At 35.5% G+C, this 21,537-nt stretch carries 22 protein-coding genes; 19 read left to right on the forward strand and 3 right to left on the reverse strand.

Annotated elements, in window-relative coordinates:
* Positions 1-67: 67 nt before the first annotated feature.
* The 7 genes from I586_RS16325 to I586_RS16355 all read left to right on the forward strand — a co-directional run bounded on the left by I586_RS16325 (position 68) and on the right by I586_RS16355 (position 4,899).
* Positions 68-853, forward strand: coding sequence for a Cof-type HAD-IIB family hydrolase (locus I586_RS16325; RefSeq protein WP_010763959.1), 786 nt, complete (start codon positions 68-70; stop codon positions 851-853).
* Positions 854-867: 14 nt separating this feature from the next.
* On the forward strand, positions 868-1,668 hold the full coding sequence (locus tag I586_RS16330) for a Cof-type HAD-IIB family hydrolase (RefSeq protein ID WP_010763960.1): 801 nt from the start codon (positions 868-870) through the stop codon (positions 1,666-1,668).
* 310 nt (positions 1,669-1,978) lie between these two features.
* A complete protein-coding gene (gene infC, locus I586_RS16335; protein WP_010763961.1) occupies positions 1,979-2,500 on the forward strand; it encodes a translation initiation factor IF-3 in 522 nt (173 codons plus the stop codon).
* A gap of 111 nt (positions 2,501-2,611) precedes the next feature.
* Positions 2,612-2,812: a 50S ribosomal protein L35 gene (gene rpmI / locus I586_RS16340; protein WP_010762697.1), complete on the forward strand. Its 201-nt coding sequence runs from the start codon at positions 2,612-2,614 to the stop codon at positions 2,810-2,812.
* 94 nt (positions 2,813-2,906) lie between these two features.
* Positions 2,907-3,266, forward strand: coding sequence for a 50S ribosomal protein L20 (gene rplT / locus I586_RS16345; protein WP_010763962.1), 360 nt, complete (start codon positions 2,907-2,909; stop codon positions 3,264-3,266).
* A gap of 137 nt (positions 3,267-3,403) precedes the next feature.
* Complete coding sequence (locus I586_RS16350; RefSeq protein ID WP_139242676.1) at positions 3,404-4,126, forward strand: hypothetical protein; 723 nt, start codon at positions 3,404-3,406, stop codon at positions 4,124-4,126.
* A gap of 104 nt (positions 4,127-4,230) precedes the next feature.
* On the forward strand, positions 4,231-4,899 hold the full coding sequence (locus tag I586_RS16355) for a CPBP family intramembrane glutamic endopeptidase (RefSeq protein WP_010763964.1): 669 nt from the start codon (positions 4,231-4,233) through the stop codon (positions 4,897-4,899).
* 58 nt (positions 4,900-4,957) lie between these two features.
* On the opposite strand, the gene I586_RS16360 is transcribed toward I586_RS16355, so the two are convergent.
* Positions 4,958-5,686, reverse strand: coding sequence for a TraX family protein (locus tag I586_RS16360; protein ID WP_010763965.1), 729 nt, complete (start codon positions 5,684-5,686; stop codon positions 4,958-4,960).
* Positions 5,687-5,995: 309 nt separating this feature from the next.
* On the opposite strand from I586_RS16360, the gene psiE reads away from it, so the two are divergent.
* Complete coding sequence (psiE, locus tag I586_RS16365) at positions 5,996-6,445, forward strand: phosphate-starvation-inducible protein PsiE (RefSeq protein ID WP_010763966.1); 450 nt, start codon at positions 5,996-5,998, stop codon at positions 6,443-6,445.
* A 184-nt stretch (positions 6,446-6,629) separates the two neighbouring features.
* On the opposite strand, the gene I586_RS16370 is transcribed toward psiE, so the two are convergent.
* Entirely contained in the window at positions 6,630-7,676 is a 1,047-nt protein-coding gene (locus I586_RS16370; protein ID WP_010763967.1) for a YeiH family protein, read from the reverse strand.
* 110 nt (positions 7,677-7,786) lie between these two features.
* Here I586_RS16370 and I586_RS16375 point away from each other — a divergent pair, with 110 nt between their 5' ends.
* From I586_RS16375 to I586_RS16385, 3 genes are all read left to right on the forward strand, one after another.
* Positions 7,787-8,611 (forward strand): LysR family transcriptional regulator, encoded by an 825-nt coding sequence (locus I586_RS16375; protein WP_010763968.1) that lies wholly within the window; start codon positions 7,787-7,789, stop codon positions 8,609-8,611.
* A gap of 157 nt (positions 8,612-8,768) precedes the next feature.
* The gene (locus tag I586_RS16380; RefSeq protein WP_010763969.1) at positions 8,769-9,125 is read left to right on the forward strand and encodes a DUF7006 family protein; all 357 of its coding nucleotides are present in this window, start codon (positions 8,769-8,771) and stop codon (positions 9,123-9,125) included.
* 142 nt (positions 9,126-9,267) lie between these two features.
* Positions 9,268-9,765, forward strand: a complete 498-nt coding sequence (locus I586_RS16385; RefSeq protein WP_010763970.1) for a MepB family protein — start codon at positions 9,268-9,270, stop codon at positions 9,763-9,765.
* A gap of 730 nt (positions 9,766-10,495) precedes the next feature.
* Here I586_RS16385 and I586_RS16390 read toward each other — a convergent pair.
* Positions 10,496-10,825: a nucleotide pyrophosphohydrolase gene (locus I586_RS16390; RefSeq protein ID WP_010763971.1), complete on the reverse strand. Its 330-nt coding sequence runs from the start codon at positions 10,823-10,825 to the stop codon at positions 10,496-10,498.
* Positions 10,826-11,013: 188 nt separating this feature from the next.
* Here I586_RS16390 and I586_RS16395 point away from each other — a divergent pair, with 188 nt between their 5' ends.
* From I586_RS16395 to I586_RS16430, 8 genes are all read left to right on the forward strand, one after another.
* Positions 11,014-11,223, forward strand: coding sequence for a hypothetical protein (locus tag I586_RS16395; RefSeq protein WP_010763972.1), 210 nt, complete (start codon positions 11,014-11,016; stop codon positions 11,221-11,223).
* Positions 11,224-11,437: 214 nt separating this feature from the next.
* Positions 11,438-14,155: an Ig-like domain-containing protein gene (locus I586_RS16400; RefSeq protein ID WP_010763973.1), complete on the forward strand. Its 2,718-nt coding sequence runs from the start codon at positions 11,438-11,440 to the stop codon at positions 14,153-14,155.
* A 330-nt stretch (positions 14,156-14,485) separates the two neighbouring features.
* Entirely contained in the window at positions 14,486-15,160 is a 675-nt protein-coding gene (sapR, locus tag I586_RS16405; protein ID WP_010763974.1) for a two-component system response regulator SapR, read from the forward strand.
* A gap of 13 nt (positions 15,161-15,173) precedes the next feature.
* Positions 15,174-16,199: a two-component system sensor histidine kinase SapS gene (gene sapS, locus I586_RS16410; RefSeq protein ID WP_010763975.1), complete on the forward strand. Its 1,026-nt coding sequence runs from the start codon at positions 15,174-15,176 to the stop codon at positions 16,197-16,199.
* 228 nt (positions 16,200-16,427) lie between these two features.
* The gene (locus I586_RS16415) at positions 16,428-17,291 is read left to right on the forward strand and encodes a GRP family sugar transporter (RefSeq protein ID WP_010763976.1); all 864 of its coding nucleotides are present in this window, start codon (positions 16,428-16,430) and stop codon (positions 17,289-17,291) included.
* Between the two features lie 85 nt (positions 17,292-17,376).
* Complete coding sequence (locus I586_RS16420) at positions 17,377-18,765, forward strand: amino acid permease (RefSeq protein WP_010763977.1); 1,389 nt, start codon at positions 17,377-17,379, stop codon at positions 18,763-18,765.
* Between the two features lie 132 nt (positions 18,766-18,897).
* Positions 18,898-20,262, forward strand: a complete 1,365-nt coding sequence (gene fumC, locus I586_RS16425) for a class II fumarate hydratase (RefSeq protein ID WP_010763978.1) — start codon at positions 18,898-18,900, stop codon at positions 20,260-20,262.
* A gap of 21 nt (positions 20,263-20,283) precedes the next feature.
* Positions 20,284-21,468 (forward strand): NAD(P)-dependent malic enzyme, encoded by a 1,185-nt coding sequence (locus I586_RS16430; protein WP_010763979.1) that lies wholly within the window; start codon positions 20,284-20,286, stop codon positions 21,466-21,468.
* Positions 21,469-21,537: the final 69 nt, after the last annotated feature.

The raw sequence follows: 21,537 nt of genomic DNA on the forward strand, positions 1-21,537 counted from the left end.
TTTTTTCTGATTTTACTAAGAAGTATAGTACAATGGACAGTAAGTTAAGTCAAAAAAAGGGGGAGCCATGAACACGTATAAAGCACTTGTCTTCTTTGATTTAGATGGAACATTACTAGATAAAAATTCCATGATCCCAAAAGAAAATCATCAAGCGATTTTACAGTTAAAGAAGAATAACATTTTGCCACTGGTTGCTAGTGGACGCTCACCAAAAGAAATCAAGCAAATCACAAAGGGCACACCGATTGATTCTTATGTCAGTTTAAATGGACAGTTCAATGTAGTGAAAAATGAAGTTGTTTCAAAACATGCAATACCGCTAAACGCGATTCAAAAGTTGATGGCATTTTCTAAAGACTTGGGTCATTCATTAGCTTGTTATACAGAAGAAGAGTATGCAACATGTTACCAGAATGAAAGCATGAAAAAATTGTATCATTTAGATCATGCACCGCTGCCACAAATTTCTGCACATTTCCATAAGGAACATGAGATTTATATGCTTTATCTTTTTTCAGAAGAAGAAGCAAAGGATTCATTGTATCAACAAGAATTCACTGACACATTTACTTTTTTTAGAGACAGTCCGTATTCATTAGCTGTTGTATTAAATGGTCAGTCAAAAAAATCGGGTATTCAACAAGTAATCAAAGGCTTAGGTTTGAGCCATGTATCGACATACGCTTTTGGTGATGGAAACAATGATTTAGGGATGTTTGAAGCAGTGCATACAGCTATTGCAATGGCCAATGCTTCAGACTATGTCAAAAGACACGCTGATTTTGTTACAAAGTCACATATGGATGATGGGATTTGTTTTGGGTTAAAACATTTTGGATTACTAAACTGAAAGGAAATAGAAAAATGACAATTAAAATGATTGCAGTAGATATGGATGGAACATTTTTGAATAGTCAACAAGACTATGACCGAGAAAAGTTTAATGAATTATACCAAGAAATGAAACGACAAGGCGTTCGGTTTGTGATTGCTAGTGGCAATCAATATTATCAGTTAAAATCTTTTTTTCCAGGAATTGAAGATGAATTATCATTTGTAGCGGAAAACGGTGCGTTTGTTGTAAGTGAAGGAAAAGAAGTATTTACTGGTGAAATCAATCATAACGTAATACATGAAGTCCTAACTATTTTAGCAGATTTTGATCAAGGTCATACGATTTTATGTGGAAAAAACAGTGCTTATATTGCTGAAAATGAGCCTGCTTCATTTGTTGATCACGGCAAAAAATATTATCATCGATTAAAAAAAGTTCCGAGTTTGTTGGATGTACAAGATGATACGTTGTTTAAATTTGCATTGAGTTTTCCTGTTGAACAAGTGACAGACGTACTAAAACAGCTACATGCGGCATTGGGGGATAAAGTCATCCCAGTGTCTAGTGGTCATGGTGATGTGGATCTCATTATTCCTGGAATTCATAAAGCGCATGGTCTAATGAAATTACAAGAGCTGTGGGGAGTCAAAAATCATGAAATCGCTGCGTTTGGTGATAGTGGAAATGATTTGGAAATGTTGAAACATGCTGGCTATAGTTATGTCATGAGCAATGGCCATCCCACTGTTAAAGTCGCTGCAAAAGAAATTATTTTGTCGAATGATGAAAATGGGGTATTGATAAAAATAGAAGAGCTAATTGGAAAGTAAAATATAAAAAGAACAGCAGTCAACACAGAAGTAATCAGGTGGTTGGTTCTGTGTTGGCTAAAAAAGTATTGACAAAAGAAAAAAAATATCATATACTAATAAAGTTGAGAAATGAAAGCAGAAGCACCCGCTTCTCGCCTTAGCTGACAGTGTCACTGGGCTAGATATTGGAGTTCTTATATTATTCGATATAAGTCCAAAAATCGCGGGATCTGTATGCAGAGCCTGTTTTTTATTGTGTTTTTCACAATAGCAGACTTTGGAGAAAAGAGTTTCAGCGATGATTTTCTCTTAAAAAACTTGGAGGTGAATGACCATAGCAAAGGATATGATGGTGAACGACGGCATTCGTGCACGCGAGTTACGTTTGATCGGACAAGACGGAGAACAATTAGGAGTAAAAACAAAAGTAGAAGCATTACAAATTGCTGAAACTGCCAATTTGGATTTAGTTCTAGTAGCACCTACTGCGAAACCTCCTGTTGCGCGAATTATGGATTACGGTAAATTCCGTTTCGAAACGCAAAAGAAAGAGCGTGAAGCTCGCAAGAAACAAAAAGTGATCAACGTTAAAGAAGTTCGTTTAAGTCCAACGATTGACGTAAATGACTTCAATACAAAACTTCGTAATGCACGTAAATTCTTAGAAAAAGGCGACAAAGTGAAAGCTTCGATCCGTTTCAAAGGCCGTGCCATTACCCACAAAGAAATTGGTCAGAAAGTTCTTGATCGCTTAGCGGAAGAAACTGCAGATATTGCTACAGTGGAACAAAAAGCGAAAATGGACGGACGCAGCATGTTCTTAACGCTGGCACCGAAGAATGAAAATTAAGCTAACAAGCTGATAACTAGTTAATCAAATTTTTTTAGGATGCTAGTTCAACTTTTTTTACTAATTTGGTTGAACGGTATGCGAAATGAAAATGTAGGAGGAAAATTAGTCATGCCAAAACAAAAAACACACCGCGGATCAGCAAAACGTTTCAAACGTACTGGTAACGGCGGGTTAAAAAGATTCCGTGCGTTTACAAGTCACCGTTTCCACGGTAAAACAAAAAAACAACGTCGTCAATTGCGTAAAGCAGGAATGGTTTCATCAGGCGATTTCAAACGTATTCGTCAACAATTAGCAAGAATGAAATAAAAAGCTAGCTCATGAAGCTCGCTGAAAAATTCTTGTCACAACTTAGCAATTAAAATAACTCATAGAGACAACAGATATTTAGGAGGAATTAACCATGGCACGTGTTAAAGGTGGCGTAGTAAGCCGTAAACGTCGTAAAAAGATCCTTAAATTAGCGAAAGGCTATTACGGATCAAAACATACTTTATTTAGAACAGCAAAAGAACAAGTAATGAAATCTTATAGTTATGCATACAGAGATCGTCGTCAAAAGAAACGTGATTTCCGTAAATTATGGATTGCACGTATCAACGCAGCAGCTCGTATGAATGGCTTGAGCTATTCTAAATTAATGCACGGTTTGAAATTGGCAGAGATTGATATCAACCGCAAAATGTTAGCAGAATTAGCTGTTAACGATGCAGCAGCATTTACTGCATTAGCTGACCAAGCTAAAGGTGCTTTAGCTAAATAGTAACTAAAAAACATTCTTTTCTCATGAAAAGAATGTTTTTTTATACATATTTTTGATTATTAGTTATATTCTAATATAGCTAAATGATATAATCGATATGATTAGAAAAAAATTATAAAAAGAAAGCTGGTTTTAAAGTGAAAAAGAAAATGTTTGTGGTAACTGCTCTTGTTTTTGGTATTTTGTTTTCATTTGGGGTGAAAACAGAAGCTGCATCAATTACAAATCTACGATTTGGTTCACATATTCAAGATTATGGCGATACTGGTTTTAGTAGAGATAAGCGATTGAGAACGATAGGTGAGATGGGGCCAACTGGTACAGGTAGTGGGTCAGTGCGGGAATCAAAACGAATGGAAGCAATGTTCATTAAAGGCACAAGTGAGATCACGATCAATACGCATGTTGAAAATATTGGTTGGTTATCTGAAAAGTTAACAGAAAACGAGAAGAATGCTGGAGTTTCTAAGCGTAAGATAAAAGGACGCAATACAACCATTTTTTATCAGGCTGGACGTGGTGGAACTGCTGGTGGTGCTTTGCGAGTTGAGGCAGTCGAGTTTACCTTGAAAGGGCAATTGGCACAGCAGTATGATATGTATTATTGTGTGCATGCCCAAGACTATGGTTGGTTAGGTTGGTCAAGAGCAAAAAACAAAGCAGAGGATAGCAAATCAACGGCGCATAAAGCCGGCACAGCTGGGGTATCAAAACGGTTAGAAGCCTACAAAGTAGTCCTTGTACCAAAAGGTGGCCCAGCGCCTCGTAGCTTTAGTGGACAGAAGCATTACCAATATGTAGCAAAAGATTCATTAGGCCGAGTTTATGCTTACAAAGATGGGAAACGAGTTGCTAAATAAGAAATCCATTCTGATTATTTCCAAATTTATTTTACTAAGTAACGCTGCTCTGATATCATAAAATAGTAGACAAAAATATTTTATGTGAAAAGGAGAGTAATGGAATGGTATATGTGAAAAGGTTTTTTGTTTTGATTGGTTTATTTTTAGTCAGCCAAATTGCTATGACAGTATTTGGTTTTGCAAAAGGTGCCTCGTTAGCGATGGGGAATGCACAGTTATCTTTAGTAACATCAATTCTATTGATGTTAATGGTTATCGGCAATATTTGGTTATTACTATTTTTAGGAAAGAAGCTAGGGTTTTTGAACTTAAAATTCGATTTTTTGACTAAAAAAAATATTGGAATTATTATTGGTGGTTTTATTTTAGCTAGAGTGATTGCAATTGGTGGAACACTTTTACTGAATACTCAAGGTGCTGAAAGCACTGCAAATGATGCTGCGATTCAAACGATCTTCACAGGAGAAAATCCTTTATTGATTATATTATTGATTGGTGTTTCTGCACCGATTATGGAGGAAATCGTTTTTAGAGCGGGGATCATTGGTTATTGGTTGGAAAAATTCCCGATAATCGCCATTGCAATTAGTTCAATCGTATTTGGATTGCTTCATGGCCCCACGAATCTTATTAGCTTTTTGATTTATGGCTTGATGGGCTTGATCATGTCGTTGGCTTATTATAAAACACAACGTTTGGAAATCAGTATATCGATTCACTTTTTAAATAATATATTTGCGGCAATCGTGATTGCTTTTGGAATGATTTAAGAAAATAGGAAAAAGCGAAAAATCAGTTATTGATTTTTCGCTTTTTTTAATGGTGACATTAGAGCATGCTGCGTAGTAAGATAAGCACAATCATATGAACTGGATAGAATAAGTAAAACCCCCATTTAACCCAATTAGGTGAATAGCCACGTTTCCCATTGTAATTCAAAAGCAGTGGAATAGTTCCAAGTATACCAAAGCCTGAGAACAATACGTATAACGGTACTGAATCTGGAGAAATGAAATAAACAATCAACATCAATAAAAACAGAAAAAGCGTAGCATAAATCGGTGGGATAATTTTCTTTAGTTTAACATTTTGAATCCGATAAAATCCAAAAATAATCAATACGCCAATTAAATTCCAATCAGACATCACTGTTGCAAGGGAAAAGAAAAGGACCAATACAATATGAACAGCTGTATTTTTGGTTCTATCATATAAAGTAATCAAAATAAGACCCATTAAAAGTGTAAAGAATATATTATTGACTAACTCGGTCCAACTAAACGGATACCCTGGATAGAACAAGGCATGAAATGGATAGATTGAAACAAGCCAAAAGAAACCAAGTCGAGCAGCATATTTTTTTACATTCCGTGTATAATGAAATCCTTCTACCAACAAGTAGGCCATTATCGGAAATGTTAGTTTGCCTATAAATTCTGTAAAGAAAAATAACTGATCTGAATACTCATATAGCTTAAATCCATTACCTATATGGTTGATCAACATAGCAACGATCGCAATACATTTTAAGTGAAACCCATCTAATCTTTTGTTCATAAACATAATTCCTCCAAACTTTATACTTTAAAAATAACATACGTGATCCTAAAATGCTTGGGGCTTTAGTTGTATTCATTACTCAAATTCTTCCATTAACATTCTAAACAATCGTATGTGTGGCATGTTTTAGACCAGTATTTTCAGATTTAGATTTTTACATCGTGTAAAAAAAATGATATATTATTCTTATAGAGAAAGAGTAGCAAATGGTTTAGACAGACGGATACAACAGTATTGTGTTATCTAGTTTTATTCGCTAGGCTTTGAACAAAATGGTTCAGCTCTTGAAACGAAAGGAGGACGAAAATGAAAGAAGATCAGAGATTTGGCATCATGAAAAAATATGTCAACTGGGTGTTGGATGTTGTTTTGGGCGTACTTGCTCTACTTATTTTAGTTTTTATGATTCGGCAATTGATAGATATCAGTACGTTTATCAGTAAACCAATGACACCTAAAAATTTATCGATCGTAATGCAGGAAGTTGTGGCATTTTTTATGTTATTTGAATTTATTATGATGGTGATTCGTTATATTCAAGAAGGTCATCATATCCCAATTAGGTATTTGATCCTGATTTGTATTACGGCTATTTTAAGACAGTTGATGGTATTGCATGGAGATGCAGTTCAAACGTTGCTATTATCTGTTTCGATTTTATCATTGGTGATTGTGTTATTTGTACTTAATTTAAGTGGAAATAAATCTTATGTAGGGTTTAAATCCCATGTTGATGATAAACAAGAGATCAAATAAAATAGATCCAAAGCACAGAGAATAAGTGATCGCGTTCTGTTGGTATTACAATAGAACTGTTACTTTCACATAAAAAACCAGCCAAGAAGCAAAATCTTGGCTGGTTTTTATGTTCACCTTTATACGGCTGGCTATTTAAACATCACCTCAAAACAAAGCCGAAGACATCCTTTTTCTTCATAGATCACAGCCCTAATAAAAAGATCAAACCGATAGCTAAAACGACTTGAATAATTCCGACTGATAGTCCGTAAATCAAGAAACGTTTTCCTTCTTTGAAGAATTTTTGAAAATCTAAACGCAGTCCGATTGCGGCTAAAGCAGTGATTTCGAACCAACCGCTAAAGAAGTGAGCAGTTTGACTTAATTCAGCAGGTAAATGAACCAGACTATTGATGATGCAAAATAGTACAAATCCTACAACGTACCAAGGTAATGCGGTATTCTTTTTTTGTGGAACAGTTTCCGTAGCTGTTGAAGTCGGGAATTGTTGTTGTTTAAACTTACTAAACAGATAAACAACAAAAACGAGTAACATGATTCGCATGATTTTGAATAGCATAGCAAGCTCCACAACTTGCCCATTGATCATGCTGGCACTTGCAACGACTTGTCCGACTGATTGCAACGTTCCACCAATCAAAGCACTTTTGGTTAGGATGTCAGTTCCATAAACGATAGCGCCAATAATTGGCAACAACAGCATCAAAATAGTCCCCAATAAATTAACTAATGTAATGATTTGTCCTTTCTCTTCTTCTTTTGCATGAATAGCAGGCGCGATTGAAGCAATCGCTGAAGAGCCACAAACGGCATTTCCTCCAGCCATCAATAAGGACATATTGTCTGAAAACTGCATTTTTTTACCAAGTACGTACGACGCAACTATTGTTAGCCCCATTTGCAGAAGAACGAAAATACCACCTTTAAGGCCAATCTGAGCAATTGTTTGAAAGGTGACAGTCGCACCCAACAATACAACAGAAAATTCTAATAGCTTACTTTCTGCTATTTTTGTTCCTTTCTCTAAAATTGGGTTTTTCAAAAAAGTATTACCAAGCAAAATACCAAGTAAAATAGCAATAGTTGCTGCCCCTAAAGTGGGGAGCCAAATTGCAACGACCTTACTAATCACAGCAACAATGAACGCTGTTAACAAGCCAGGTAAAATGACCTTCACGCTTGTAAAATAAGTTTGTTTTGTATGAGTATCTTTCACTAGATTATTCATCTTCTTTCTTTAGTTATCTATCTCTGAATCAAGTATAACGAAATAATTTGCATTTGAGAAATAAATAGTTAGAATAATATTTATAACGAAAACGTATGGAAGGGGTCTCTATGTTTAAATTACTGAAAACATTTCGAGTCGTTTATGAAACAAAAAATTTTTCAAAAGCTGCCGTTCACTTATTTATTTCCCAACCAGCCGTTTCCAATCAGATAAAGCAGTTAGAAGAGGAGCTAGATATTCAATTATTTGTTCGTAATGGGCGTCAAGAGGTTATCACGACGAAGCAAGCAGATATTTTGTATCATCATTTACTTAATTTATCTGATGACTGGGAAGATGTCTTACAAGCATTACGGGTTCAAACGCTTCCCAGAGAAACCTGTCGAATTATCGCCTCGAATTCTTTTGCTGTATATTATCTACCTGAATTGATGGTTCAATTAATTCAACAATTTCCGCAAGTATCGTTTGTTTTAGAGATGGATAACTCCGAACAAGTATTAGATAGAATTGAAAAACATCAAGCGCATTTTGGGTTTATTGAAAAACCGTTGATAACAGATTCGATACTTCGAGAAGAAATCATATCGGATGAATTAGTCCATGCTGGGGATTTTTCTACGGCGTTGTGGTTGGTTCGAGAAGATAACTCTGGTGTATTTCATTATACGGAGCGCTATTTTTTAGAACATAACTTAAATCCTCAAAAAATGATCATCAAAAATAATGAGATGATCGTCAGATGTTTAGAACAAGGAATTGGGCAGTCTATTATTTCAAAAAAAGCACTAACTAAGAAAATAAAATGGCAGTCATTAAGTCAGGAGTATCAACGGAGTTTTTATTTTATTAAGCGACCGCATATCGAATCAGTTCAATTACGTAAAATCGATGGGTATATCAAGCAATACTATAAGAATAAAGTGAAGTAAAACAATAGTAAAAGTTAGTGATACAAATATAATAGACGTTTTAATGGAAAAAAATGGGTTGCGTGTGCTATCTTAATAGAAGATAGTAATAGAAACCGATTAGGTAGCTACTAAAAGCAAAAGTATTTTAACGGTTGTATGAGTAGGAGGAAATAGTGTGGATGCGTTTTTATGGAACATTCAGTTAAAAGAGTATGTTGCGACAGTAGACCAAACAATCAAGATCGATCAGGAGTTTATAGATTATTACCAAGATTTATCAGAAGAAGCAAATCGGTTAGTTGAAAAAATAAATGCAGAAACATTGGCTTTGACCTTACCTAAATTGATGGCAATAGATGAAAAGTGTACATTGGTTATTTTTTATATTTTTAATGGATATGCGTTAGAAAATGATACAGCAATCGATACGATTCGACTGATTGAAAAAGATTACAAAAAAACGCACAGAGAAAAATATATTTTTGATATGCCAGAATATGAAACATGGTCGATTTCACAAAGAATTATTTAATTGATTGGTTACTCATTAATGTATAACGTTGAAATAAGCGAGTAGACGCACCTGAAAAAGTGTAGTTTACTCTTTTTTGTACGACATTTGGCTTCGAAGTGATACTTAGACCAATTAAAATTTTTAGGAAAGGAGTTACATAATGGAATCGTTGGACTATCTAAAAAAGAATATTGGCAAATTTACTACTGCAACACTAGAAAACCTCTTTATAGAAGAACAAAATAGGGAGTATGAAGGAGTCACCTTTTCAATAGGAAAACAAACGTTTAGAAGTAGAAAAGCAAAGATCACACCCAAAAAAGCTGGATATTTTGTAGTATTCTGGGAAAAAGATGTTGAGAATAATAATCAGCCATACGAGGCTGCAACTGCACCAGATAAACTTGTAATTACCGTGTTTGATCAAGAAAAAATCGGACAATTTATTTTTCCTAAAGAAATTCTTATCAAAAAACGTATTCTAAGTCAAGGTGAAATAAAAGGTAAAATGGCGATGCGTGTTTACCCAAATTGGGTTGAGGAATTGAATAAAACAGCAGCTGCAACGCAAAAGTGGCAAAGAGAATTTTTCGTTGATTTAACAGATCGTTTTGATAGTAAAAGACTAGATGCCTTATATTTTGCAAAAAAAAACTAGGAACAAGCTCTAACGCTCGTTCCTAGTCTAATAGTCACCAATAAGAAAATGCAAACAATGACATCTGTATAAAAGGAAGTGTCAAGAAAAGGTTACATCGATGTTACTCATTGTGTTTTCTTAAAGAATACTTGGGAGTAGTAATGGACTATTGTTTTAAAGAATCACTGTTCACTTTTTGAATTATCCAGGAGAATGGGTAAATGACTGGTTGGGATCAGCATTTAGTTTAGTCAATGGTTGGTTGACTGTTATGTTATAATTTTAAAAGCGAAACAGTGATTCCTTTAGATAGAAACGAATAGACAAAAAACGGCGTCGGACACATGTCCAACGCCGTTGTAAGTTCAATAAATAAGCATAAAGATCTTCACGTCAGAAAAAACTAGCACAAAAGTCTAGAAATTTCTGTCAAAATTGAGTAAAATGGAAGATGTCAATGTATAAATATTGGCTTAAGCAACTTGATTGGTCAGGTGTTCACTGACTGTTCAGGGCTTCATGATTTAGTTGGTAGCTAAATCATGAAGTGCTTTTTTTTTACCGTATTCGTTTCTATCTAAGTTCCATTTTATAGGAAAACCCTTTTAGGGTCAATAAAGTGTTGGAAAAAAATTACTTATGCAACGAGATTATTTCTTTTCTCGAATAAAGTATCTCTGTTCGTAAAGCTAAAAATAGTAGATTATTTTGTGTCGAATGCTTACAAATAGAGAAATAAAATAAGAAATCATTTTAAGAGATAGGGATCATTATTTGATGAATTAGGGTCTACAGGGTATTTCAACGCATTTTTTTTAAGTTTCTCACGGATGATTGTGGAAACATCTAATTCTAAATCAGAAGCGAGCATGAGGGAATAAATGAGCACATCTGCTAGCTCCTCTTGGATATTTTCAAAAGTGGCTGAAACTGCTTCTTCACTGGAACACCATTGGAAGTTTTCTAGCAATTCAGAGGCCTCTAAGGAAATGGAAATAGCTAAACTTTTTGGTGTGTTATAAGGTCGCCAATTTCGTTCATCTCGGAAATCATTAATTTCTTTGATCAAATCATTCATAGTTATTGCTCCTAACGTCTTTATTTCGTTTTAATTTTAACATAGAAGGAATCAAAGGGAGTAATTAGGAACGTTTATTTTTTGAAATGTATCAGTCATTGAAGTATACGATTCTTTCCTTTGAAAAATACGTTAAATGGCGTAAAATAAAAGGGCATACAAATAATAGACCTGTGGGGAACAAAACAATGTTGATAGAACTTATTATAGTACTGACGATTTTCACATATGGTAGTAATTTTATTTTATATTTAATTCTTAGAACAAAAGAAAAAATCCAAGGGATCGAAAAACTATCGATCTTTTTTGGCGTGAATATGACCATTTTACTTTTAGATGGTGTTTTTTTGTTTATTGGAAAAGCAATATCAGATAGTGGAGTTGCTGTGTTGGAATAGGTAAATATAAATAAATTTTTTTGATAAGAAAATTATTGTAGTTAATAATACTAATTATAAAAGGAATATAATAATCTTTTTTTGTTTTTTGATTTTTTTTAAAAAAATAAAATGGAATAAAAAAAGATTATTAATTGTAGCTAATTTATATTAAAATGTAAGGTGGAAGGGAGAATGAATATAATTTAAAAATGAATTAAAAGGAGAATGGGAAATGAATAATTTTAAAAGAAAATGTTGGGAAGTAATTTTTATTGGCTCTTTATTTTTTTGTTTTAGTTTTTTTAATGCTGAAAACGGTTATGCAGAATCAGAATATGACTTTGTTGAAGTGGATCTGACTACAATGGAACAAAAAGATGTTCAGTTCGATAAAACATTTATGGATAATATGCCAGATACTCTTGAAGCAATGAATAGTAATAGGGTGGGATCTCGAAAATTGGGAATTATAGGAGAAGATGATAGAATTAAAGTAGAAAATACAAAGCTATTTCCTTATACGCCAATCAGTAGAATATATGCCTATGAAAATCATGAAACATTATTTTTTGGTGGGGGGAGTGCTGCTCTGATATCAGAGGATATGGTATTGACCTGTGCCCATGCAGTATGGAATAAAGAAAAAGGTTTCTTACCTAAAATACATGTTGCTCCTGCAACGAATCTTGGGGTACACCCGTATGGACTTTCAACAGCTAAAAAAGTTTATGTTATGAAAAAGTACTTGCAAAATTCTGATGTTTATTGGGACATGGCACTTGTAAAATTAGATAAACCTGTTGGGAAGCAAACTGGCTGGCTTGGGTTGGATTATAAAGAAAATAGCGATGATATTTATACTTTAACAGGATATCCAGGTGAGTACCAAGGGGCAATGTACACAGAATCAAGAAAAATTGACCAATCAATTGAGGGAAAAGCGTCATGGGAAAAAGAGGCAATCTATTCCTTATTCGATGGAACAGGTGGTAATAGCGGTTCTCCGCTCTATGATAGCCAAAATCGAATCAGTGGAGTTGTTTCGAGGTTTTACGTAAATAATAGTAATGAAACAACAAGATTGGGTGCTAGTAGAATCTCTAAAGAAAAATTCTCTATGATTAATTATCTCTTAGAAGAAAACAAATATATTCCTTTAGAAAATATAGAATTAAACCATAAAGAGATCACGCTTGAGTGGGACGAAGAGATAAACTTGACTCCAATTTTTACTCCAGAAAATGCTTCACATAAGGATGTTGAATGGAGCCGCTCTATCACCAGTTTAGGTCTAAGTTTTGCAAGTGTAGACAAAAATGGAAAAGTTACAGCGAATAGTATTGGACAAGGAACAACTACAGTGACTGCTAAAACTAAGGATGGCAATAAAATAGCTAGTTGCAAGGTCAAGGTTGTAAAGAAAAAAATTCCAGTTACAGGAATTAAGATTGATTCTACAAAAAAAACAATTAATTTAGGCGAAACAATCCAATTGTCAGCTACGGTAGAACCAAAGAATGCTACGAATCCAAAGTTTAAATGGCAGAGTTCGGATAGTGCTGTGGCGACAATAACAGAAGAGGGAAATCTTACAGGATTAGTCTCTGGTATAACGACTATTTCTGCTGTCACTGAAGATGGGCTTTTTCGGTCAGAATTCACTGTGAATGTAAGTAATAAAGATGATTATGGGAATACTAAAGCAGAAGCGGATGAATTAACTGTAGGTAAAAAGTATACTGGGAAAATTGATTATGATTTAGATCAAGATCATTTTTTCAGTAAAGTAGATTTAAATAATCCCTATGTGATTATAACGAACAAACGATTCGCTGCGTTTGAAAAGAGCGAAGACCTAGAAAATCCGATTAATTGGTTTGGTGGTGCAGGATTGCGCCAGGTTCACAAAGATGGACGGTCATATGCTACATGGGAAACGAGTAATCCATATAATAAAAAGTTAACCTACCTTCATTATTTTATGAGAGGGAAAATGGGAGAAACTTACGAGATAGAGTTCGTCCCGTATAAAAAAACAGCGCCAACAGTCAAAGAAAAGGAAGTCAAGGTAAAGGTTGGCGAAAGCTATCAAATCGAAGCACAAGCCGCTAATGAATTACCAGAAGAATACCGCTTAACGAAAGAAGTGTTCTACGAAAAAGGAAACGACCGAATCGCATTTGGTAAGAATAATCCAGATAATACAAACCGAACAAAAGAGATAATAGGAGTGGATCCCGGGACATCATCGGTGACAGTAATCGACGAAATTTCATATGAGAGAACGAAAATTAATGTAACCGTAGTAGCGGATAAAGATGATTATGGGAACACTAAAGCAGAGGCGGATGAATTGACCGTAGGTAAAAAGTATACTGGGAAAATTGATTATGATTTAGATCAAGATCATTTTTTCAGTAAAGTAGATGTGAATAATCCCTATGTGATTGTAACGAATAAGCGATTCGCCGCATTTGAAAAGAGTAATGACCTAGAGAATCCGACTAATTGGGTTGGCGGAGTAGGATTACGCCAGTTTGACAAAGATGGGCGGTCCTATGCAACGTGGGAAACGAGCAGGCTATCGAATGAAAAGTTAACCTACCTTTATTATTTTATGAAAGGAAGAAAGGGAGAAACTTACGAGATTGAATTTGTGCCCTATAAAAAGACAGCGCCAATAGTCAAAGAAAAGGAAGTCAAGGTAAAGGTTGGCGAAAGCTATCAAATCGAAGCACAAGCCGCTAATGAATTACCAGAAGAATACCGCTTAACGAAAGAAGTGTTCTACGAAAAAGGAAACGACCGAATCGCATTTGGTAAGAATAATCCAGATAATACAAACCGAACAAAAGAGATAATAGGAGTGGAACCCGGGACGTCATCGGTGACAGTAATCGACGAAATTTCATACGAGAGAACGAAAATTAATGTGACTGTAGTTTCTTAAAAACAACCATATTGAGTGATTAAAAAATAGTCTATAGTTAATCTTATTTACTTGAAAAAGATTAATTATAGGCTATTTTTTTATTTAGAAGTATCCAATTAAGCTGTAGTATTATTTAAAGAATGGAATGTAAAACGTTAGGAATGTGTTTACTTGTAAATAAGTTCTATTTTCGAACAGGAAGTATAGAATTTAAGTGATTGAACTAAGAAGCAGGAAATAAGAAAGCTCTTGATTCTTTTTTACTCCAAATCTCGGCTAAAAGTCCTATATGAATGACGAAGACTTTCTGATAAGGTACAATAGAAAGAAAGAACTGGAGGGGAAATAATGGCAAAGATCATGATTATTGAAGATGAGACTACAATTCGTGAACTGATTAGTGAAGAACTGCAAAAGTGGCAGTTTGATACATTTGGAACAACTGACTTTAACAATGTATTAGAAGATTTTCAGCAGGAAGATCCTCAATTGGTTTTACTAGATATCAATCTGCCTGTTTTTGATGGCTATTATTGGTGTCAGAAAATCCGTGAAATTTCTAAAATACCAATTATTTTTATTTCTAGCCGAAATACAAATATGGATATGATCATGGCGATGAACATGGGGGCAGATGATTTTGTCACCAAACCATTTCAAATCGATGTATTGATTGCAAAAATCAATGCATTATTGCGTCGTTCTTACAATTATTCAGAAGTTGGCAGTGAAATCATGTCTCATAATGGCATTACACTAAATGTGGATAATGGTAGCATGGAGATCCATGGTGAAGTAATCGATTTGAGTAAAAATGAATATCGCTTACTGTATATTTTGATTAAAAAGCATGGAAAGATTTTGACGAGAGAAAAATTGTTGCGTGCGTTATGGGAAGATGAGCGTTTTGTCGATGATAATACCTTGACCGTTAATATCAACCGTTTAAGAAAAAAAATCGAACAAGCTGGTCTTGAAGGATATATTGAAACAAAAGTTGGACAAGGATACATCGTACCATAGATAGGAGAAGAAGATGACGATTCGTAATTATTTAAAAGATCATTGGCTTCTATTGATTGGCTGGTTGTTTTTTATAGGAGTGACTTGTTTTATTTTATGGCTATCTCCAGATATGGTAGTGAATTTTTCAGTAATTGGGTATTTGGTCTTATTACAGGGGTTATTTTTACTCCTTTTTCTAACAATTGATTATTCATTAAAAAAGCGGTGGTGGCGTTCTTTAGACATTTCTGAGCATCCACCTTCTTTCGAACAGTATTTAGGTGAAGCTTCAAAGTCGGAAGAGAAACTAGTTCAACATTATATCAATGGGTTGTTAGTTGAGCATCAGCAAGAGATGCAACAAGCAATCAATAATCAACAGGACCAAAAAGATTATATCGATTCCTGGGTCCATGAAATAAAAGTTCCATTAGCTGCTGTAAATTTAATATTACAGTCGATCGAAGATGATATTCCAGAAAAAAAATATTATTTAGTTGAAAATGAATTGGGTAAAATCGATGAATATGTGGAGCAAGTTCTTTATTATGCTAGACTAGATACTTTTTCCAGAGATTATTTGATTCAGGAATATTCGCTAAAAGAAATCGTTCAGTCTGTGATTCGGACACAAGGCAATTATTTTATTCAAAAAAACTTGCGCTTCTCAATAGAAGGAAACGATCAAATGATCCTGACTGATGCAAAATGGGTAGCGTTTATTTTTAAACAATTGGTTAGTAATGCAATTAAATATACACCGGCCGGCGGTGAAATCAGTGTTACGTTATCACGTACAAAAGAAGGTGCTTGGTTATCGTTGAAAGATACCGGAATTGGTATTCCAAAAGAGGATCAGCGTCGAATTTTTGATAAAGGATTTACAGGTGAAAATGGTCGGACAAGCGAACAACATTCGACAGGATTAGGCTTATATTTAGCCAAGAGCCTAGCAGACAAATTAGGTCATCAATTGACAATGGAGTCAGTCGAAGGAGAAGGAACGACGATGAAGTTGTTGTTTCCGTTTTTGAGTTATTTCAATGAGAGAAGATAAAGAGTTGTGTTGAGAAAGTTCGTATTATTTCTCAACACTTTTTTTTAGTATAAATCATCAGGATTACGTATAGAATTAATGAGTAGAAAGCTATTATCATGAAAGAAAAGATGGGCATTATTTCTAATAAATGAGAAAAAATTTATTGAACTTTCTCATATCTTATAGTTGTATAGCAAACGTTTTTATTGTTAGACTTAGTTTATCATATTTTGATAGGAGCGGATTATGGAGATATTAGTAGCTTTGGTCCCAATGTTTGCATGGGGCAGTATTGGTCTAGTTAGTGGTAAAATTGGTGGCAGTGCCAATCAACAGACTCTTGGTATGACCATTGGCGCTTTGATTTTTTCAATCATTATTTATTTTGTCGTTCAGCCAGCAATCACTGTTCAAATGATTGTGATTGGAATTTTATCTGGCTTGTTTTGGAGTGTTGGACAAAATCAACAATTTCATGGGATGAAATATTTGGGTGTATCTGTCGGGTTGCCTGTTTCAACTGGAATGCAGTTGATTGTGAATACAATTGCGGGAGCTGTATTTTTTCATGAATGGAAAGGGAGTCGTGATTTCCTTCTAGGATTTATAGCATTAGGTCTATTGGTTTTAGGTTCATATTTAACTGCGCGACAAGATGACGACGGTAGTGTGAAGCCAACAAACGCGATGTTTGATTTTAATAAAGGACTACGGGCGTTGATTTTTTCAACGATTGGTTATGGAGCGTATACAATCATTATTAATGCAGCTGGGCTTGACCCAATGGGGATCATTTTGCCTCAAAGTATTGGCATGTTGATTGGTGCTAGCTTCTTTGCATTCAAAAAGGTCAAACTGGATCGTTACGTTTGGAAAAATATGAGTTGTGGTCTGTTATGGGGGCTAGGAAATATTTGTATGTTGCTGACAATGCGTCAAATTGGTTTGGCAATCAGCTTCTCATTGTCCCAAATGGGAATTATTATTTCAACTTTAGGTGGAATTTATCTACTAGGTGAGAGCAAGTCTAAAAAAGAAATGAGATATGTTATTATAGGTTGCTTATTCGTTATTTTTGGTGGTATTCTTTTAGGGTATATGAAAGCGTAAATGTCATATTTACGCTTATTTTTATGAGGAAATTTTACGATTATTCACATGATAAGATGGAATGATTTTTATTGGAGGAAAAGAAATGTCAATGTTTCGTAAAAAAGAGCTGACGGCGGTTTCAAGTGAGCCAAGTTCAATGAAAAAAGAGTTAAAAACAATGGATCTGATCATGCTTGGGATCGGTGCGATTGTTGGAACTGGGATTTTTGTAGTGACGGGCGTTGCAGCTGAACAATATGCAGGACCGGCACTGTCGCTTTCATTTTTAGTTGCGGCTGGAGCCATTGTTTTAGCTGGATTATGTTATGCGGAATTTGCATCAAGAATCCCGGCAATCGGTGGGCCATATGCCTATATGTATGTTGTTTTTGGAGAACTTGTCGCTTGGATGACGGGGTGGTTAGTGATTTGTGAATTCTTTCTAGCCGTTTCCTCAGTGGCTTCAGGTTGGTCGGGTTATGTTCATGGATTTTTAAATAGTCTGGGTGTGGATTTACCCAAAGCATTGAGTGGCGCTTACAATCCAGCAAAGGGTACTTATGTTGATTTGATTGCGATGCTCGTTCTTTTAGCGGTTACATTTTGGGTATCATTAGAGGCAAAAACAGCTTTACGCTTAAATAATGTCATGGTATTTGTTAAGTTTGGGATTATTGCGCTCTTTTTGGTGGTTGGAATCTTTTATGTGAAACCAGATAATTGGCAGCCGTTTATGCCATTTGGCTTTTCAGGTGTAGTAAGTGGCGCTGCTGTTGTCTTTTTTGCTTTTTTAGGATTTGATGCAGTAAGTATGACAGCGGAAGAAGTGAAAGACCCGCAAAAAGATATTCCTAAAGGAATTATTGGATCGATTATCATTGCGACTGTTTTGTATGTGATTGTAACGTTAGTTTTGACTGGGATCGTGCCATTTGATGTTTTAGGTGTGAAAGATCCAGTGGCGTTTGCGATGCGCTTTGTTCAACGTGATGGTGTGGCAGGTATCATTTCTGTTGGGGCGATTTTGACTCTTTTAACAGTGACAATTTCGATGATGTACAGTTTGGCTAGAATTATTTATGCCATTAGTAAAGACGGACTATTACCGAAATTTATGAGTAAAATAGATGAAAAAAATCGGACACCTAAAAATGCAACTTATGTTGCTGGAATATGTACGATGATTTTCGCTGGAGTTGTCCCGATGGAGCTATTGGCTGAGTTGACGAATATTGTAACATTGATGTACTTGATTGTGATGGCGATCGGTATTATTCGCCTAAGGAAAGTAGCAGGACAGCCAAAACCGGGAGAATTTAAAATTCCGTTTGTACCTCTTGTCCCGATTTTATTGGTCATTGTGAGTATTGGGTTGATGTTACAATTACAAGCAGCAACATGGAAAGCTTTCGCAATAGCTTTAGTGTTAGGTTTTATCATTTATTTTGCTTATGGATACAGACACAGTAATGAAGGAAAAACCAAAAATTAAACATAGAAATCAGTGATCGAAAGGATTGCTGATTTTTTTCTGTCTTTTCCGAAAATAAAGGAATTATACTGTAAATCGTGATTCGTTTACAGTATAGTGATAGTAAACAAAGAAAGAGAGCGAGGCAAAAGAATGTCATTTCGTATCGAACAGGATTCTATGGGAGAAATCAACGTTCCAAAAACCGCACTTTGGGGAGCACAAACTGAGCGTAGTCGGCAAAATTTTAACATTGGTATAGAAAAAATGCCCGATGCTCTTATTCAAGCGTTGGCCTTAATAAAAAAGAATGCGGCTAAAGCAAATGAGGAAACAGGCAAGATAGAGCCGAAAATCAGCGAAGCCATTCAAGAGGCAGCCGATACAATCATTAAAGGCGAAGTGGCTGAACAGTTTCCTTTATCCTTGTGGCAAACAGGTAGCGGTACACAAACAAATATGAACGTTAATGAAGTTATTGCACACTTAGCGAGTGAAAAGGGTGTAACCGTTCATCCGAACGATCATGTCAATATGTCTCAAAGCTCGAATGATGTTTTTCCGAGTGCGATACACATAGCAGCGGTGCAATTGATTGAACACCAACTTTTTCCTGTAATGAACCAGATGATTCAAACGTTGCATAGTTTAGAGGCTGAAAACGAAAAAATTATAAAAATCGGCCGAACTCATCTACAAGATGCAACGCCAGTGACTTTCGCTCAAGAAATCAGTGGATGGCGTTCTGGTTTAGAACATAGCTACCAGATGTTGATGTTGACGTTAAAAGAGCTCAAACAATTAGCTATCGGTGGTACAGCAGTGGGGACTGGACTGAATGCCTCAAAGGAATATGTTGCGCTATTCTTTAAGAATTTAAATGAAGAAACAGCCCTAGATTTCTCAGAGAATCCAAATAAATTTCATGCGTTAGCAAGTAAAGATGCTGTTGTTTTTACTTCTGGAGCATTAAAGGCGCTTGCAGCAAATATGATGAAAATGGCGAACGATATCCGCTGGATGGCAAGTGGACCAAGAAGTGGATTAGGTGAAATCACGATTCCAGCTAATGAACCAGGTAGTTCTATTATGCCAGGTAAAATCAATCCCACTCAATGTGAAGCATTGACGATGGTTGCGATTCAAGTCATGGGAAATGATGCGACGATTGGAATCGGTGCCTCACAAGGAAACTTTGAATTGAATGTCTATATGCCAGTAATTGCATATAATTTGCTTCAAAGTATTGTGTTATTAACAGATGGACTGCGTTCATTTGATCAAAATTGTTTGGTCGGAATCAAGGCAGATCAGGAAAAAATGACGCAATATGTGGAGCAGTCTTTAATGCTTGTAACAGCGTTAAATCCTCATATTGGGTATGATAATGGTGCTAAAATTGCTAAAAAAGCGTTTGAAGAAAACACCACATTAAAACAAGCAGCACAAGCGTTAGGACTTGTTACAGAAGAAGAATACGAACGGTGGGTCAAACCTGAGCAGATGCTGGGTCAATAAACATGGGAAGGAATGAAAAAAATGGCAGATATTTATGAAGAAGCATTAAAAGCCCACAAACAATGGCGAGGAAAGATTGATATCCATTCAAAAGTTGAAGTGAAAACAAAAGAAGACCTATCCTTAGCCTATACACCAGGAGTAGCTGAACCATGTAGAAAAATCTATGAAAAACCAAATTCAGTGTATGATTATACATGGAAGGGCAACACCGTAGCAGTTGTAACAGACGGAACGGCAGTTCTTGGATTAGGTGATATTGGCCCTAAGGCAGCACTGCCTGTTATGGAAGGAAAAGCATTATTGTTTAAAGAATTTGCTGGAATCGATGCTATTCCCATTTGTTTAGATACAAAAGATCCAAAAGAAATTATTACTATCATCAAAGCAATGGCTCCAACATTTGGGGGAATCAATTTAGAAGATATCTCTGCTCCTCGTTGTGTAGAAATTGAACGTACACTGATTGAAGAATTGGATATTCCCGTTTTTCATGATGATCAACATGGAACCGCAATCGTTACGATCGCGGCGTTGATCAATGCGCTTAAAATAGTGAATAAGAAAGTGGATGACATCAAAGTTGTTGTGTCTGGAACAGGAGCGGCAGGGAGTGCAATCATCAAAATGCTGCATCATTTTGGCGTGAAAACAATCATTGCATTTAACATTGATGGTGCATTATCTAAGACGATGAAGCGACCAATGAACTTTTTAGAAAAAGAAATCGTAGAAATCACGAATGAAGAACAGTTCAATGGTTCTTTAGCGGAAGCAATGGTTGGGGCGGATGTTTTTATTGGTGTTTCAGCACCTAAGTTGGTTTCTAAAGCAATGGTTGCGTCGATGAACGCTGGTGCTATTGTATTTCCAATGGCTAATCCTGAATCAGAAATTGATTATCAAGATGCAATCGATGCAGGAGCAGCGGTAGTCGGAACGGGGCGTTCAGATCATCCAAATCAAATCAACAATGTGTTAGCTTTTCCTGGACTATTTAAAGGTGCTTTCGTGGCTGGCGCTACAAAAATCACTGAAAATATGAAATTAGCCGCAGCTAAAGCAATTGCAGAAATCATCCCAGATTCTGAATTAACGAGCGAATACATTATTCCCTCACCATTTAATCAAGAATTAGTAGAAGTCATCATTCGAGAAGTAGCTGAAACAGCTGTACAAGATGGGGTCATTAGAAAGGAACACTAATCTAAACTAGAAGTTTCCGCCAGTTTAAAAAAAATAGAAATGGCGGACCCTTTTTTCTTGATAGAAAAT

The sequence above is a fragment of the Enterococcus moraviensis ATCC BAA-383 genome (genome assembly GCF_000407445.1).
GTDB lineage: Bacteria > Bacillota > Bacilli > Lactobacillales > Enterococcaceae > Enterococcus_L > Enterococcus_L moraviensis.

What these genes read in the sequence shown, in the direction of transcription:
- I586_RS16325 (WP_010763959.1), top strand. Translation starts at nt 68, where the DNA reads ATGAACACGTATAAAGCACTTGTCTTCTTTGATTTAGATGGAACATTA.
- I586_RS16330 (WP_010763960.1), top strand. Translation starts at nt 868, where the DNA reads ATGACAATTAAAATGATTGCAGTAGATATGGATGGAACATTTTTGAAT.
- infC (WP_010763961.1), top strand. Translation starts at nt 1,979, where the DNA reads ATGACCATAGCAAAGGATATGATGGTGAACGACGGCATTCGTGCACGC.
- rpmI (WP_010762697.1), top strand. Translation starts at nt 2,612, where the DNA reads ATGCCAAAACAAAAAACACACCGCGGATCAGCAAAACGTTTCAAACGT.
- rplT (WP_010763962.1), top strand. Translation starts at nt 2,907, where the DNA reads ATGGCACGTGTTAAAGGTGGCGTAGTAAGCCGTAAACGTCGTAAAAAG.
- I586_RS16355 (WP_010763964.1), top strand. Translation starts at nt 4,231, where the DNA reads ATGGTATATGTGAAAAGGTTTTTTGTTTTGATTGGTTTATTTTTAGTC.
- I586_RS16360 (WP_010763965.1), bottom strand. Translation starts at nt 5,686, where the DNA reads ATGAACAAAAGATTAGATGGGTTTCACTTAAAATGTATTGCGATCGTT.
- psiE (WP_010763966.1), top strand. Translation starts at nt 5,996, where the DNA reads ATGAAAGAAGATCAGAGATTTGGCATCATGAAAAAATATGTCAACTGG.
- I586_RS16370 (WP_010763967.1), bottom strand. Translation starts at nt 7,676, where the DNA reads ATGAATAATCTAGTGAAAGATACTCATACAAAACAAACTTATTTTACA.
- I586_RS16375 (WP_010763968.1), top strand. Translation starts at nt 7,787, where the DNA reads ATGTTTAAATTACTGAAAACATTTCGAGTCGTTTATGAAACAAAAAAT.
- I586_RS16385 (WP_010763970.1), top strand. Translation starts at nt 9,268, where the DNA reads ATGGAATCGTTGGACTATCTAAAAAAGAATATTGGCAAATTTACTACT.
- I586_RS16390 (WP_010763971.1), bottom strand. Translation starts at nt 10,825, where the DNA reads ATGAATGATTTGATCAAAGAAATTAATGATTTCCGAGATGAACGAAAT.
- I586_RS16395 (WP_010763972.1), top strand. Translation starts at nt 11,014, where the DNA reads ATGTTGATAGAACTTATTATAGTACTGACGATTTTCACATATGGTAGT.
- I586_RS16400 (WP_010763973.1), top strand. Translation starts at nt 11,438, where the DNA reads ATGAATAATTTTAAAAGAAAATGTTGGGAAGTAATTTTTATTGGCTCT.
- sapR (WP_010763974.1), top strand. Translation starts at nt 14,486, where the DNA reads ATGGCAAAGATCATGATTATTGAAGATGAGACTACAATTCGTGAACTG.
- sapS (WP_010763975.1), top strand. Translation starts at nt 15,174, where the DNA reads ATGACGATTCGTAATTATTTAAAAGATCATTGGCTTCTATTGATTGGC.
- I586_RS16415 (WP_010763976.1), top strand. Translation starts at nt 16,428, where the DNA reads ATGGAGATATTAGTAGCTTTGGTCCCAATGTTTGCATGGGGCAGTATT.
- I586_RS16420 (WP_010763977.1), top strand. Translation starts at nt 17,377, where the DNA reads ATGTCAATGTTTCGTAAAAAAGAGCTGACGGCGGTTTCAAGTGAGCCA.
- fumC (WP_010763978.1), top strand. Translation starts at nt 18,898, where the DNA reads ATGTCATTTCGTATCGAACAGGATTCTATGGGAGAAATCAACGTTCCA.
- I586_RS16430 (WP_010763979.1), top strand. Translation starts at nt 20,284, where the DNA reads ATGGCAGATATTTATGAAGAAGCATTAAAAGCCCACAAACAATGGCGA.